General features: G+C 74.1%; 12 protein-coding genes. 6 read left to right on the forward strand and 6 right to left on the reverse strand.

The genetic code is table 11. The features are described 5' to 3' along the window. The first annotated feature begins 41 nt into the window (after positions 1-41). Both HD593_RS03540 and HD593_RS63215 read left to right on the forward strand, forming a co-directional pair. Positions 42-767 carry an ABC transporter ATP-binding protein gene (locus HD593_RS03540; RefSeq protein ID WP_185100697.1) on the forward strand — a complete coding sequence of 242 codons (726 nt, stop codon included), beginning with the start codon at positions 42-44 and terminating at the stop codon, positions 765-767. Positions 768-772: 5 nt separating this feature from the next. Then, positions 773-2080 carry an ABC transporter permease gene (locus tag HD593_RS63215; protein ID WP_185100698.1) on the forward strand — a complete coding sequence of 436 codons (1308 nt, stop codon included), beginning with the start codon at positions 773-775 and terminating at the stop codon, positions 2078-2080. A 16-nt stretch (positions 2081-2096) separates the two neighbouring features. Here the strand turns inward: HD593_RS63215 and HD593_RS03550 are convergent, their stop codons facing one another. The 4 genes from HD593_RS03550 to HD593_RS03565 are packed head-to-tail and all read right to left on the reverse strand — an operon-like array spanning position 2097 to position 5249. Beyond that, positions 2097-2867 carry a hypothetical protein gene (locus tag HD593_RS03550; protein WP_185100699.1) on the reverse strand — a complete coding sequence of 257 codons (771 nt, stop codon included), beginning with the start codon at positions 2865-2867 and terminating at the stop codon, positions 2097-2099. Then, on the reverse strand, positions 2864-3364 hold the full coding sequence (locus HD593_RS03555) for a SigE family RNA polymerase sigma factor (RefSeq protein ID WP_185100700.1): 501 nt from the start codon (positions 3362-3364) through the stop codon (positions 2864-2866). Before HD593_RS03555 ends, HD593_RS03550 begins: the two co-directional genes overlap by 4 nt. A 59-nt stretch (positions 3365-3423) precedes the next feature. Next, positions 3424-4473, reverse strand: a complete 1050-nt coding sequence (locus HD593_RS03560) for a GNAT family N-acetyltransferase (protein WP_185100701.1) — start codon at positions 4471-4473, stop codon at positions 3424-3426. Then, on the reverse strand, positions 4470-5249 hold the full coding sequence (locus HD593_RS03565; protein WP_185100702.1) for a helix-turn-helix domain-containing protein: 780 nt from the start codon (positions 5247-5249) through the stop codon (positions 4470-4472). Before HD593_RS03565 ends, HD593_RS03560 begins: the two co-directional genes overlap by 4 nt. A gap of 77 nt (positions 5250-5326) precedes the next feature. Between HD593_RS03565 and HD593_RS03570 the strand changes: the two genes are divergently transcribed. Genes HD593_RS03570 through HD593_RS03580 form a run of 3 tightly spaced genes read left to right on the forward strand, consistent with a single transcriptional unit; the run spans position 5327 to position 9310 of the window. Then, positions 5327-6730: an MFS transporter gene (locus HD593_RS03570; RefSeq protein ID WP_221524595.1), complete on the forward strand. Its 1404-nt coding sequence runs from the start codon at positions 5327-5329 to the stop codon at positions 6728-6730. A 34-nt stretch (positions 6731-6764) separates the two neighbouring features. After that, positions 6765-8315 carry a PP2C family protein-serine/threonine phosphatase gene (locus HD593_RS03575; RefSeq protein WP_246546240.1) on the forward strand — a complete coding sequence of 517 codons (1551 nt, stop codon included), beginning with the start codon at positions 6765-6767 and terminating at the stop codon, positions 8313-8315. Beyond that, positions 8312-9310 carry a cobalamin B12-binding domain-containing protein gene (locus HD593_RS03580; protein WP_185100703.1) on the forward strand — a complete coding sequence of 333 codons (999 nt, stop codon included), beginning with the start codon at positions 8312-8314 and terminating at the stop codon, positions 9308-9310. Before HD593_RS03575 ends, HD593_RS03580 begins: the two co-directional genes overlap by 4 nt. A 30-nt stretch (positions 9311-9340) precedes the next feature. On the opposite strand, the gene HD593_RS03585 is transcribed toward HD593_RS03580, so the two are convergent. Beyond that, positions 9341-11161: a rhamnogalacturonan lyase gene (locus tag HD593_RS03585; RefSeq protein WP_281402444.1), complete on the reverse strand. Its 1821-nt coding sequence runs from the start codon at positions 11159-11161 to the stop codon at positions 9341-9343. Positions 11162-11501: 340 nt separating this feature from the next. On the opposite strand from HD593_RS03585, the gene HD593_RS03590 reads away from it, so the two are divergent. Continuing rightward, positions 11502-13031 (forward strand): N-acyl-D-amino-acid deacylase family protein, encoded by a 1530-nt coding sequence (locus HD593_RS03590; protein ID WP_185100704.1) that lies wholly within the window; start codon positions 11502-11504, stop codon positions 13029-13031. Here the strand turns inward: HD593_RS03590 and HD593_RS03595 are convergent. Next, positions 13017-14282 carry an MFS transporter gene (locus tag HD593_RS03595; RefSeq protein WP_185100705.1) on the reverse strand — a complete coding sequence of 422 codons (1266 nt, stop codon included), beginning with the start codon at positions 14280-14282 and terminating at the stop codon, positions 13017-13019. The two genes, HD593_RS03590 and HD593_RS03595, sit on opposite strands and share 15 nt — an antisense overlap. Positions 14283-14418: the final 136 nt, after the last annotated feature.

Below are 14418 nucleotides of genomic sequence, written 5' to 3' on the forward strand. Positions count from 1 at the left end.
CCCGATGGGCGGCGGGCGCGGGTTCCGGCACGCTGCTGATCATGAATGATCACGCGGTCCTCCTGGAGGAGGTGACCAGGACCTACGGGAAGGGCGCCACCGAGGTGGCGGCGCTCCGGCAGGTCAGCGTCGGGTTCGCGCGCGGGAGTTTCACCGCGGTGATGGGCCCGTCCGGGTCGGGGAAGAGCAGCCTGCTGCAGTGTGCCGCGGGGCTGGACCGGCCGGATTCCGGAGCGGTGCGGGTGGCGGGGGAGGACATCACCCGCCTCGGGGAGAAGCAGCTCGCGGTGCTGCGCCGCGACCGCGTCGGCGTCGTGTTCCAGGCGTTCAACCTGGTGCCGTCGCTGACCGCGTGGCAGAACGTCGTGCTGCCGAGCAGGCTGGCCCGGCGGCGGCCGGATCCGGCGCGGGTGCGGGAGCTGTTGCGCAGGGTCGGCCTGGAGGGGCGGGAAGGGCACCGCCCGGCGCAGCTGTCCGGCGGGCAGCAGCAGCGGGTGGCGATCGCGCGTGCCCTGCTGGGCAGGCCCGAGGTGCTGTTCGCCGACGAGCCGACCGGGGCGCTGGACCGGGCCACCGGGCACGAGGTGCTGGGGCTGCTGCGGGAGGCGGTCGGCGCGTTTGGGCAGACGGTGGTGATGGTCACGCACGATCCGGAGGCGGCGGCGCGCGCGGACAGGGTGCTGTTCCTGACCGACGGCCGGATCGTGGACGTGCTGGAGCGGCCCACCGCCGAGCAGATCGGTACGCGGCTCGGCGGCCGCCGGTGACGCTCGTGCTCGCTTTCAACAACGTCCGGGCCAACCGGATGGGAGTGGCCGCGTCGTTCGCTGCGGTGCTCCTGGCCGTCACGCTGGTGGCCGGGGGCGGCCTGGTCGTCGCCGCCGCGGCCGGCAGGGACGACCTGAACGGGGTCATGGGGCTGCTGGTGCTGTCGGCCGTGGTGTCCGGGTTCGTGGCGGTGTTCGTGGTCGCGGGCACGCTGAGCCTGCACGTGCTGCGGCAGCGCAGGACCTGGGGGCTGCTGCGGTCGGTCGGCATGACGCCGCGGCAGGTGCGACGGCTGGTCACGGCGGAGGCGCTGGTGGTGGCGGTGCTGGCGAGCGCGGCGGGCTGCGTGCTGGCCGTGCCGTACGCCGTGCTGATGGCCGGGTTCGTGCGGGTGACCGGGCTGGCGCCCGCCGGCGTGCAGGTGCGGGTGACGGCGGGGCCGTTCGTCCTGGCGCTGGTGGCCGGGCTGGTGGTGACGCTGCTCGCGGCCCGGGTCGCGGCACGCAAGGCGGTACGCGTCGGGCCGCTGGAGGTGCTGCGCGACAGCGCGGCACAGGAACGGCTGCTGCCCTGGCCCAGGGCCGTCGCCGGGGTGGTGGCGCTGGTCGGGGGCGGAGTGCTGGTGTTCCTGGTGCCGCGGCTCGAACCGGCCGACGCGGTGCCGGCCGGGCTGGGGGCGGCGATGGTGCTCTGCGTGGGCGCCTCGGCGCTGGGCCCGGTCGTGCTGCGCGGGATCGGCCGGCTGCTGGGGGCCGTGGTGGCCGGGCTCGACCCCGGTGCGGGGATGCTCGCCAGGGCGTCCCTGGTCGCCCAGCCGCGCCGGGCGATGTCGGCGGCGTCACCGGTGATGCTGACCGTGGCGCTCGCGTGCACCTTCCTGTTCGCCGTGACGACGTCCGACGTGGCGGCGGGCGTCACCCGTACGGGGGCGTCGGCGTGGGCCGCCCCGACCCTGGTGGGGTCGGCGGTGATCTACACCGTGATCTCGGTGCTCAACGCGACCGCGATGACGATGACCGAACGGGCCGAGGAGCTCAGGCTGCTGCGGACGGTGGGGACCGCGCCGCGGCAGCTCACCAGGGCGGTGGTCTGGGAGACGCTGATCGTGACCGCCGCGGGGGTGCTGATCGGAACGGGCATCGCCGCCGCCTGCCTCACCGCGCTCGGCCAGGCCGCCACCGGCCGGCCCTGGTTCGCCTACTCGCTGCCGCAGTACGCCGGGCTGGTGCTGGTCTGCGCCGCCAGCGGGCTGGCGGGCGCGCTGGCCGCCACCCGGCGGGCGCGTCGCGGCTCCCTGCTGCCCGATCGGTGACCGGCCCGGTACGGGCTCAGCCGGTGGGGGTTCCCGGAGCGGCGGGCCGGTCGTAGATCGCGACCGCCCACCTGCCGGTACGGTCGCCCACCTCGGCCAGGAGCCGTTCGCGTACCTCCGGGTTCATCAGCGCGCGGAGCTGGGCAGGCCCGTCGCAGTCCCTTCCCTTGCCGATCGGCCGGCAGCCCGTGACCTCCTCCGCCACCTTCCGGACCGGGGCGTCCGCTGGGAAGACCCACACCTGCATGGAGTGCGGACGCTCCAGCCAGTCAGCGGGCGCGGAGCGCTCGTCGTGGTGCCCGCCGGGCACGTTGCCGCACCGCGCGGCCGAGCCGCCCGGCTCACCGCCCTTGAGCCGTAGCACCGTGACGACCCAGGCCCCGGGATCGTCGCAGACCACTCTGTACCCGGTCGAGGTGCTGGTCGGGGTGAAGGTCACGGAACGGGCGCCCATCGTCTCGAAGCGTTCGGAGTGGATGAGGCCGAGGTCGAACCGCTCGGCCCCCAGCCGCACCTCGAACTTCTCCGGGATCTCCGGACCGGGCGGCTCCACCTGGGCCGAGTCCACGGGCCGCTGGGCGACCGGCGCCTCGCCGGGCCGCAGCTGCACGCCGGTCAGGGCGACCGCGGTGACGGCCAGGGCCGCCGCGCCGGCCGTCAGTGCCCGCCGGGTACGGCGGATGCGGCGGCCACGCCCGATGATCGTGTCGAGCCGGGCCGCCGCGCCCTCCTGCTCCCCGGCCCGCCCGGTCAGGAGCTCCCGCAGGTCGTTCTCGGTGTGGCTCATCGCTTGACCCTCTCCAAGCTCATGGTCTGAATGTCCGGATCGACCCGGAGACGGGCGAGGGCCCGGCTGAGCTGGCTCTTCACCGCTCCCAGCGAGCACCCGACGATGCCGGCGACCTGCGTCAGCGTGCGGCCCTCGTAGTAGTGCAGGACGACCACCGCGCGCTGGCGCGGGGACAGGGTGCCGATGGCGCTCCAGAGCGCGGCCTGGTCGTCCACCTCGGCCGCCGCGTCGCGCGGATCGGCGGTCTCGGGCAGCGACTCGGCCGGGACCTCGCCGCGCCAGCGCCTGCGCCACCAGGACGTGTGGGTGTTCACGATGATCCGGTAGACGTACGGGTCGGGGTTGCCCTCGATCCTGCGCCAGGCGAGCCACGCCTTCGCCAGCGCGGTCTGCACCACGTCCTCGGCCGTGCCCCAGTCCCGGGTGAGGAGGTACGCCATCCGGCACAGCCGTAGCTGCCGGTGTGCCACGTACTCGGCGAACCCGTCGTCCATCCGTCATCTCCGTCTCGTCGTCTTCCGGTGATGACTACCGGTTGGGACCCGGATTCGGATTACAGCGGATTTTCCAGCAGGAGCCGTTCGGTGATCGTGCGGTAGCCCACGGCCCGGTTGACCGCCAGCATCGGGAGGTTGCGCGTGTTGACGGTGGCCGTGATGGTGCGTACGGAGGGGAAGCGGGCGTGCAGCCGGAGGGTCTGCTCGGCCTTGATCCAGCGGGCCAGGCCGCGGCCCCGGTGCTGGGGGAGCACGGCGGTGTCGTGCTGGCTCGCCGCGGTGACCTCCGGGTCGTGCCGATCCGCCGCGGTGGCCTCCAGGTCGTGCCGGCCCGCGGCGACGGTGGTCACGGTGGCGGCGGCGACGTGGCCGGTGGTGCGGTGCAGGGCCGCCGTGACCAGCAGGTGCTCGCCGGTCATGCCCGCCTCCCAGGCGCGCACCGCGGCCCGGTCCCAGGCTCGGGGCGCCAGCTGGAGCGTCGCGCCGGGGGCGTCCAGGACGTGGCTCATCACCTGTCCGAACGAGTCCGCCAGCGGATCAGGGGCCGCGCCGTACCAGTGCGCGGGCTCGTAGCGGGCGGGGTCGGGGCACGTGGCGAGCTCGCGGCAGCGGGCCAGGACGTCCTCGTCGAGCCGTTGTTCCTGCAGCTCCAGACGGAGCAGCTCCCGCACGCCGCCCCAGGCCCGGGCGAACGCCTCGCCGGGCCCTCCTGCCGGTGCCGTGGCCTGGATCCGCTCGCACCCGGACGTGCGCGCGTCCGCGGCGACCCTGGCCAGCAGGGCGGTGCCGACCCCGTTGCGGCGGGCCGGCGGGGCCACGAACAGGCGCAGGAACCCGATCCGGGCATCGTGCGCCTGGCGCCGCAACTCGGCGGCACCCACGATCCGCGCACAGGCATCGTTGAGGGTCCGGCTGGCCGGCGTGTTGGCGCGGGCGGCCCAGCGCAGCGGGCCGCCGTCTCCCTCCTCGGCGAGCAGCCGCGCGGCCAGCGCGCCCGGCAGGGCCGGGTCGCCGGAGACCTCGCGATGCCCTTCGCCGAACACCGCACACCAGTCGCGCAGCTCCACCGCGCTCGCCAGCCGCGGCACGAACCCCGCCACACTCATGACGCGAGCAGGGCCCGCACCCGGCCGGGCGTGTGCCCCAGCTCGGCACGCATGACCCGGGTCAGGTGGGCCTGGTCGCTGAAGCCCAGCCGGGCCGCGAGCGCGGCGAGGTCCGTCTCGCCCCGGTCCAGGCGCGCCAGCGCCCGGCTGACCCGTACGCGGTTGCGGTAACGGCTCAACGGCATGCCGACGTGGTGCCGGAACGTGTGACTCAGATGCGACGGTGACGTCCCCAGCAGCCGGGCCAGCTCCACCAGGCTCGCCCCGGCGAGCGGGTCGGCGAGCACCGCCTCCCTGGCACGTTCGGCCAGGAAGGCCCGCCCAGGCGGCGGGGAGTCGTGCGGCTGCTCGCGCAGGGCCAGCCGCAGCAGGTCGAGCACGGCCTCCGCGGCGGCGAACCCGGGGTCGCCGCCGGAACGCAGGAGCAGCCGGTGGGCCAGTTCGAGCCGCGCGTCCACCCGGACGGCCCGCGAGCGCGGCGCCGCCCGCACCCCGGCGGTCAGCTCGTCCCCGGCGAACGCGACCGCCGTGCACACGTCGCCGCCCGCCGGATGCGCGAACCGGATCTCCTCCCCGGGAAGGTGCAGGTATCCGGTGGCGGGCTCCACGGTCACCTTCCGCCCCTGGACGTCGACCCGGAACCGCCCCCGCCGGACCAGCACGATGTGCGCGGACGGCGCCGCCTCCGGAGCCGACCAGCGGGCGTGGTCGTCGGTGCACTCGACCGCGCGGATCGCGAAGTGGCGGCTCTCGATCACCGTCCTCGTGGTACGCACCGCACCACCGTACGACAACGCGCGGATCCGCACATTCCTTCAATACGGCCCGGCCACCCCCGCACCATGCTGGGTGAATGATCACACCTGTCCGCCGTGGCCCGATGCTGGCCGTGCTGCTCACCGGCCAGGTCATGGCCTCCATGGACGGCTCCATCGTCTCGGTGGCGGCGCAGACCATCCGCGAGGGGCTGAACGCGGACGGGGCCGCGATCCAGCTCATCGTCTCCGGCTACCTGCTGACCACCGGCGTGCTCCTGGTGACCTGCGCGCGGATCGGCGACGTGATCGGGCACCGGCGGGCGTTCCTGCTGGGGCTCGGCTGGTTCACCGCCGCGTCGCTGTTGTGCGGCCTGGCGCCCACGGCGACCGTGCTGGTGCTCGCCCGCGTCGCGCAGGCCGCCGGCGCGGCCCTGCTGACGCCGCAGATCTTCGCGCTCATCCTCCAGCACTTCGACGGGGCGGCCAGGCGCAGGGCGATCGGCGTCTACAGCATGGTGCTCGCCCTGGGGGTGGCGCTGGGCCAGGTCATCGGCGGGCTGGTGGCCGGGGCGGACCTGTTCGGGCTCTCGTGGCGGCCGATCTTCCTGGTCAACGTGCCGATCGGGCTGGTCGTGGCGCTGGCCGGGCGGCGGGTGCTGCCCGATTCGCGTACGGACGGGCAGGCCAGGCTCGACCCGGCGGGCGTCGCCGTGCTGACGGCCGCGATGACCGCGCTCACCGTCCCGCTCATCTTCGGCCAGGAGCAGGGCTGGCCCGCCTGGGCGTGGATCTCGCTGGCGGGTGGGGTGGCGCTGCTGGCGGGGTTCGCCGGTTACGAGGCCAGGGCGCGGCATCCGCTGCTGGACCCGGCGGCGCTGCGACCGGCGGGCGTGAAGCCGGGGCTGGCGGCCTGCTGGATCGTCATGGGCTGCTATACCGTCTTCCTGCTCACCCTGACCCTGCACCTCCAGGACGCGCTCGGGTACTCGCCGCTGCGGGCGGGGCTGGCGTTCGTGCCGTACGCGCTGGGGTTCGGCACGCTCAGCCTGACCTGGAGCCGCTACCCGCGCCGGCTGCGGGACGCCCTGCCGGTGGCGGGACCGCTCGCGTTCGCGGCCGGAGCCGGCCTGCTGGCCCTGCGCTGGCACGAGGTGGCCTCCGTGCCGCTGCTGATGCTCGCCGGAGCCGGGCACGCCGCCGGGTACAGCCCGCTGATCGCGCGGATCACGTCCCTGGTGGAGCCGCGGCTGGCCTCCGCGATCTCGGCGCTGAACGCCACGGGTCCCGTGCTCGCCGGGGTGACCGCCGTGGCCGGGCTCGGCAGCGTCTACTTCGCCGCGCCCACCTCGGCCGCCGGCGTGCAGCGGGTCGCCGTGGCCGTCGCCGCGCTCCTCCTCATCGGTACGGCCTGCGCCGCCCGGGTCACGTACGCCCAGCGGAGGAAAGATCCTGCAAAGAAGCGATATTGCGGAAAGAGGGCCCCGGTGTCCCGCCGGTAGCGTGAGGAATCCGGGGGTCTCGCGGGATGGTGCCATGGTCGGGATGGTGTGGGAGGACGCGCCGTACCCCATGCTGGCGGTCAGCACCATGGGGACCGTCGAGCAGGCGAACGAGGCGGCCAGGCTGCTCCTGCCCGGCCCCGTCATCGGCGACCGGCTGGAGCACGTGGTCCCGGGGTGGCTGTCGCGGGCGCACTTCGGGTGCCGTGGGGCGGATCCGTACGGGGAGATCGGCGACCGGGTCTACCAGGCGCACGCCGTGCACGCGCCCGCCGGGCGCACCGTCTGGTGGCTCATCGACGTCACCGGCAGGCAGCACGCGGTGGACTCGCTGCGGGAGTGGGCCGCGTTCCTGTCCGACGCCTCCAACGAGCTGCTGCCTTCGCTGAACCTGGACCGCTGCCTGGAGGTCACCGCCTGCCTGGCCGCCCGCCGCCTGGCCGACACCGCGCTGGTCGTCCTGCCGCGGCCCGGGCGCTGGTACGCGATCGCCCGCTGCGCCCGGGGAGGCGAGGCGGTCAGGGAGGACGCGGTCATCGACCCCGGCACGCTCCCCGGCCTGACCGAGGCGTTGCAGGGGTTCCCGCCGGTGCCCCCGCGCTGGAGCGCCCCTGAGGACGTCCCGGGCTGGGTGCTGCGTGACGGGCCCGGCGAGGTGGGCTCCGTGGCGGTGACCGCCCTGCCGGGACACGGGCTGCCCGCGGGCGCGCTGGTGCTGGTACGCGGCTCTCGGGCCGGCTTCTCCGACGACGAGCGGCTGTTCGTGCGGCTGTTCGCGCTGTGGGCCGGCTCCGCGATCTCGGTCGCCCGGCTCTACGCCGAGCAGGCGCTCGTCACCGAGACGCTGATGTCCGAGCTGCTGCCGCCGCCCACGCCGGCCCTGCCCGGGGTGGAGCTGGCGGCCCGCTACCGGCCCGCCGGCCCCAGCGAGCGGGTCGGCGGCGACTTCTACGACGTGTACCCGGTCGCGGGCTCGGGACGCGAGTCGCTGGTGGTGCTCGGCGACGTGGCGGGCAAGGGCCTGGAGGCCGCCGTGCTCACCGGCCGGATCCGCAACACCCTGCGGGCCCTGCTACCGCTGGCCGACGACCACCAGCGCGTGCTGGAGCTGCTGAACGGGGTGCTCGTCAACGACGACGACCCGACCCGTTACGTCACCCTCGTGCTGGCCTCGTTCCAGCAGCTCGGCCCGCGGGTGGCGCTGCGGCTCACCAGCGCCGGCCACCCGGCGCCGCTGATCCTGCGCAACGACGGCCGCGTCGAGGACGTCCCGGCCGTCGGCACGCTGATCGGGATCCTGGACGACATCACCAGCGTCACCCACTCGGCGGTGCTGGAGCCCGGCGAGACCTGCCTGCTCTACAGCGACGGCATCATCGAGGCCAGAGGCGGCCCGCTCGGCCACGAGTTCTTCGGCGAGGAGCGGCTGAGCGAGCAGCTCGGGCAGTGCGCGGGCATGCCTCCGGAGGCGCTGGCTGAACGCGTGCAGATGCTGGCCTCCCAGTGGGCCGGCGAGGGCGAGCACGACGACATGGCGGTCGTCGCCATCTCGGCCCCTCGGGCGGCCGGGCGGGAACGCCTGTGACGGCCGGCGTCGCCGAGCGGGTGGAGGCGTTGTGGGCGGCGGCGACGGCCGGCGACGAGTACGCCGCGACCGGCCTGGCGGCGGACGCGCTCGACGCCGGCCTGCCCATGGAGACCCTGCTGCTGGATGTGGTGGCCGCCGTGCAGGCGCGCGTCGGCCACGAGTGGGCGGCCAACCGCATCTCGGTGGCCCAGGAGCACACCGCCACGGCGGTCAACGAGCGGGTGCTCGCCTCCCTGGCGCACCGCTCGTCCCGGCAGATCGATCGGGCCATGGGGCGGATCATGGTGGCGTGCATCGACGGCGAGTGGCACGCGTTCCCCGCGCGGCTGCTGGCCGAGGTGCTGCGGGTGCGCGGCTGGCACGTCGACTACCTGGGCGCCCAGGTCCCCACGCCGCACCTGGTCGCGCACCTGCACCTGACGAACCCGGACGCGGTGGCGCTGTCCAGCTCGCTGGCGATCCGGCTGCCGGCCGCGCACGCCGCGATCACGGCCTGCCAGTCGGCGGGCACGCCGGTCGTGGTGGGCGGCGCCGCCTTCGGCCCCGGCGGCCGCTACGCCCGCCTGCTCGGCGCCGACGCCTGGGCCCCCGACGCCCGTGCCGCCGCCGACCTCCTGGCCGCCGGGCCGCTGCCGCGCCGGGCCCCCTCCCGCGACGAGCCGCGGCGACTGGCCGACCGGGAGTACACCGAGCTCACCCGGTCCGCCGGCGACCTGGTACGCGGCCTCGTGGCCGACCTCACCAGGCCCGGGCAGCCGCCCGGATGGACGGCGGAGCACCTCGCCGCCCTCGTCGACTACCTGCGCGCCGCCCTGTACGTCGACGACCCCGAGCTCTTCACCTCCTTCGTGGGCTGGATGACCGGCGTGCTCACGGCGCGCGGCGTCCCGGAGTCCGAGGTTCCCGCCGCCCTCGACGCGCTGGCCGACCGGGTCGCCGGCTTCCCCCGCGCCCTGCGCGTGCTCGCGCGGGCCCGCGCCGGCCTCGGGTGAAACCGGCGCGGGATCCGGCACGTACGGAGGTCAGCGCACGTAGATGTCCGGCCTCGGCGGCGCGGGCATGCGGTCGCCGAGGAAGAAGCTCGTGTGCGGGGGCTGGTTGTAGGCGGTGTTCTGCCAGGCCACCGAGACGCGGTAGAGCGGGTCGTGCATCAGCGTGTAGATGCGCCGGTCCGTCGGCGTGGTGGTGGCGTAGACGCGCAGGGCGCGGTTGTCGCTGGTGGGCCAGACGACCTCCTCGCGCCAGTCGCCGAACAGGTCCGCCGACAGCGAGGGGGTGGCCTTGGTGCCGTTGTTGGAGTGCACGCCGGAGGCGGTCAGCAGGCGGGTGTCGGAGCTGGTGCCGTACTTGTCGATCCTGGTCTGGTCGAGCAGCTCCCTGACCGGGTCGGCGTCCCACCAGATGAGGAAGTTCACCGAGGACGGCTCGCGGCCCGCGCCGTTGCCGGTGACGCTGCGCAGGGTGGTGTCGGCGGCGGACCAGAACTCACTGGCGGCCCTGACCGTCGAGATGTCCCCGGCCACGCCGCGGCCGTTGTCGGAGCCCGCGGGGGTGGACCAGAGGACGCCGCCGTTGCGCGGGTCGATGTAGAGCGAGCTCGGCTGCGAGCTGGACTCGCTGACCTTGAAGTACTCCAGGCCAGCCCTGGCCGGGTCGAAGTCGCCCAGGTGCTGGGCGTCGCCGTGGCCGGTGCGGGTGGACCACATGCCGGTGCCGTTGTCGTTGACGGCCATGGCGCCGTAGACGATCTCGTCGCGGCCGTCCTGGTCGATGTCGCCGACGGACAGGCTGTGGCTGCCCTGCCCGGCGTACTGGGAGCCGGCCGAGTTGCTGTCGAACGTCCAGCGCTTGGTGAGGGTGCCGTTGCGGAAGTCCCAGGCGGCGATGACGCTGCGGGTGTAGTAGCCGCGGGCCATGATCAGCGACGGGCGTTCGCCGTCCAGGTACGCGGTCCCGGCCAGGAACCGGTCCACCCGGTTGCCGTAGTTGTCGCCCCAGGAGGAGACCGTGCCGCGAGGCGGGTCGTAGTTCACCGTGGACATGGCGGCGCCGGTCAGGCCGTTGAACATGGTCAGGTACTCGGGGCCGCTGAGCACGTACCCGCTGGAGTTGCGGTGGTCGGCGCCTGAGCTGCCGATCACCGTGCCGGCGCCGTCCCTGGTGCCGTCGGCGGTCTTCATGGCCACCTCGGCGCGGCCGTCGCCGTCGTAGTCGTAGACCTGGAACTGCGTGTAGTGTGCGCCGGCGCGGATGTTGCGGCCCAGGTCGATGCGCCACAGCCGGGTGCCGTTCAGCCGGTACGCGTCCACGAACACGTTGCCGGTGTAACCGGACTGGGAGTTGTCCTTGGCGTTGGACGGGTCCCACTTCAGCACGATCTCGTACTGGCCGTCGCCGTCCAGGTCGCCGACGCTGGCGTCGTTGGCGCTGTAGGTGTAGGAGACGCCGTCAGGGGTGGTGCCGCCGGAGGGCGGCTGGATGGGCACGTCCAGGTAGGAGCCGCCGGTGAAGCGCAGCGAGGCCGGTGAGGCGGCCTGCTCGGAGCCGTTCACGACGGCCCGGACCGTGTAGGAGGAGTCGGCGGCGGCGCCGTTGTCGAGGTAGTTGGTCGAGCCGGTCAGGCCGGACGCGACCCTGGTGGAGCCGCGGTAGACGTTGAAGGAGACGCCGTCGGGGTCGGTGCCGAGCAGCCGCCAGGAGACGAGGTTGCCGGAGCCGGAGCGGACGCTGACCAGCCCCCGGTCCAGGTCCTCCATCTGCTTGGTGGGCGGTGCGGCTTGGGCGGGGTACGCGGTCGCGGCCAGGGCCAGGACGGCGGCCGCGGCGGCCAGATGTAAGCGCATGGCGGTTTCCTTTGCGGCTGGTAAGCGCTTTCCCGATGGGCAAAAAGAAAGTTTCATGAGGCGGGGCGGCGCGGTGATAGCGCTAACAGGGTGGCGTGGAGATCGGTCATTGGTGCCCTACCTGCGGGAATGGTCACGAAAGCTCCTCGTTGGCGGCGGGGGCGGCTCGGTCGGCGCCAGGGCGTATTTAAAGCCAGCCGGTATGCGGTCCGCAAGAGGGTCCTTGCTCCCGCTCTGACTGGATGTCATTGATCGGGGAGACGCCGTGGAACCCAAACTCGCGAGCGACGTTGTATGACATGACAAGACTTATTGACTCATTCGATGATGGGCGGGTTACATGGTCGATCTCATCCTTCGCGGTGGCACCGTGTACGACGGTCTCGGGTCCCCGGCCATCGCCGGTGACGTCGCCATCTCGGGCGGCTGGGTCGTGGAGATCGGGCGGGAGCTCGGGGCCGCGCGCCGGGTGATCGACGTCACGGGGCTGGCCGTGGCGCCGGGGTTCGTGGACGCGCACGCACATTCCGACCTGGTGCCGTTCATGGCGCAGCCGCAGCCGTTCAAGCTGCTGCAGGGCGTCACCACCGAGGTCAACGGCAACTGCGGCTTCTCCTACGCGCCCGACGCCTCGGTGCTGGCGGAGGTGACCGGCGCCGCCGTGCCGGACTGGATGTTCGCCGAGTACCTGGAGACGATCACCGCGGCCGGCCCCACGAACCACATGGCCACCCTCATCGGGCACTCGACGCTGCGCGCGGCCGTGGCCGGGTTCGACGAGCGCCTGCGCGACGGCGATCTGGACCGGATGTGCGACCTCGCCGCGGCGGCCTTCGCGGCGGGCGCGTGCGGGCTGTCCAGCGGGCTGATCTACCCTCCGGGCGGTTACGCCGGCACCGACGAGCTGGTGGCGCTGGCCGGCGTGGCGCACGGGTACGGGGTGCCGTACGCCACGCACCTGCGTGACGAGGGTGCCGGGCTGGCGGCGGCGCTGGACGAGGCCATCGAGGTGGCGCGGCGGGCCCGGGTGCGGCTGCAGGTCTCGCACTGCAAGGTCGCCGGGCGGGCGAACCACGGGCGGGCCCGGATGTTGCTCGACCGGCTGCGCCAGGCCCGGATGCGCGGGGTGGACGTGCGCGGGGACCAGTATCCGTACGTCGCGGGCGCGACCGTCCTGGCCGCGCTGCTGCCGCCGTCGGCGCTGGCCGGCGGCCGGGTGCGCGAGGTGCTGGCGGCGCCGTCCGAGCGGGACCGGCTGCGCGCGCGGGCCGAGGCGGGCGGCACGGGAGCGGGCCTGTGGCAGGACGTCACGCCGGACGACGTGCTGGTCACCGCGCACGCCCAGCCCGCCTACACCGGCCGCTCGCTGGCCGACATCGCCCGCGGGCTGGAGGTGGACGCCTGGGCGGCCGCCTGCGCGCTGGTCGCCGCCGACCCCGCCGCCACGATGGTGGCCTTCCTGATGGCCGAGGAGGACCTGACCGAGATCATGGCCGATCCGCTCATCGGCATCGGCTCCGACAACGGGCTTCCCGCCGGCCTGGAGCACCCTCGTACGTGGGGCTGCTTCCCGCGCTTCCTCGGCACGTACGTGCGGGAGCGCCAGGTCGTCTCCTGGGAGGAGGCCGTACGCAAGGCGACCTCCGCGAACGCCGACCAGTTCGCCCTGCGCGGGAGGGGCTGGCTGGGACCCGGGGCCTGGGCCGACATCTGCGTCTTCGACCCGGCCACCATCGGCCACGCCGGCACCTACGCCGCCCCCTCCGTGCGGCCGTCCGGCATCGTGCACGTGCTGCTGGAAGGGCACGTGGTGGTGGAGTCCGGCGAGTTCACCGGCGAGCGCAAGGGCCGCGTCCTACGGGTGCGCTGACTCGGCCGCCTCTTCGGAGACCACCGGGTGCCGGGCGCGCAGCAGCGGGACGGCGGCGGCCATGGCCAGCGCCGTGGCCAGGACCAGGCCGGGAAGCAGGGGCAGCGGCGACGTCGCGTCCTCCGCGAGCTCGGCGAGCCAGTCCCCGGGCCGGCCCAGCAGCAGGGCCCCCGCGACCTCGCTCAGCGCGACCAGGGCGATCAGCGTGCCGCCGACCCGGCCGAGCAGCCGGTCGGGGGTGATCGCCTGGCGGTGACTCGTCAGCGCGATGGTGACGGCGATCGAGCCGGCCAGCGGGACGAGGCTGCCGAGCGTGTACCAGGTGAACCCGCCCGCCACCCCCGACAGGGCGAGCAACAGCGTGAACGGCTGGCTCGCCAGCAGGACCGCCGAGGCCAGGCGGTAGGCGCCGAGCCTGCGGTGCAGCAGCACGGCCACCAGCGGCCCCAGGATGATCGCGCCGTAGCTCGTGATCGTCAGGGACAGCGAGAAGGGCCCCGCCGACAGGCGGTTCTCCAGCAGCGCACCGCGGGCGGCGTCCACCACCTCGTCGGCGAACTCGGCGGACAGCGTCGTCACCACCAGGCACAGGGCGATCGCCCGCAGCACCGGTTCCTTCAGCGTGAAGCGCACTCCTTCCACCGCCTCCCGCCAGAGCCCGCTTCTGGCCGGTGGCGGCTCCTCGACCGCCTCGACCCCGCGGAACGCCACCGCGGCGAGGACCAGGAGCACGCAGACGGCGATCACGAGAGCCAGGTCCCTGTACTCGGCCCAGGACAGCACGATCCCGACCAGCACCATGACGAGCTGCGGCAGCACGTACAGCAGGGCGTTCGCCGGAACCAGCCGCTCGCGGCCCACGATCGACGGCAGGTACGCCTCGTGCCCGACCGGCCACAGGGCCGCCAGGCCGGCCGCCATGATCATCCCGGTCGTGACGGCGGGGGTGCCCGCCGCGTCCCATCCCGCCGCCGTCCCGCCCGCGATCGCGATCCCCGCCGCACCCACGAGCGGCAGCACGACCATCGGCGTACGGCGCCGCCGCGCCCGGTCCACGAGCACCCCGAGCAGCGGCGCCACCAGGACGGCCGCGACGGTCACCGCCAGACCGCGCAGGTGGTACACGCCCGGTGTCATGGCGGTCAGCTCGAACAGTGACGGTGCGCTGAAGGCGAAGGCGACGGAGGCGAGGGCGACGGCGAGGCCGAAGAGCGGCAGTCGTCGTGGCCGTAACGGGCTGGGGGCGATCATCCGGACATCTTGCTACAACGGGCGGAGAAGGGCGCCATCCACCTCCTGGTGAGGGTGGGACTGGATGAAGTCGTCCCGTAGCAGAATGTAACTCCGGCGGCAGGTGTCGCCGACTGTGTGGTGACATGACCATGAA

The sequence above is a fragment of the Nonomuraea rubra genome, from assembly GCF_014207985.1.
Classification (GTDB): Bacteria; Actinomycetota; Actinomycetes; order Streptosporangiales; family Streptosporangiaceae; genus Nonomuraea; species Nonomuraea rubra.